Here is a 239-nt window from a genome sequence, read left to right on the forward strand (position 1 = left end):
GCTAAGTTGAACTAACTTGGAGAGACGCCACTTCCATAATATATTAAAAGAGAAGTTGAACCAGAAGATGCAGAACTTTACCAAACAATCTAAGCCAAAGTTGAAGGTGCGGTTGCAGCACCCACTGCAGGACTGCATTTCTCAAAACATCTGATGAAACGTCTTGAGATAAAAGGAGTTGACTTTGCAGAAATCACGTTGCATGTTGGTTTAGGAACATTAAATACAATCTAAGTGGA

At 39.3% G+C, this 239-nt stretch carries 1 pseudogene; it reads left to right on the forward strand.

The features are described from left to right. Positions 1–15 precede the first annotated feature (15 nt). Positions 16–231, forward strand: a pseudogene (locus tag AC23MB_RS14535) (S-adenosylmethionine:tRNA ribosyltransferase-isomerase); the annotation flags it as partial. Positions 232–239 lie beyond the last annotated feature (8 nt).

Source organism: Soonwooa sp. T0.1_25, from assembly GCF_057652215.1.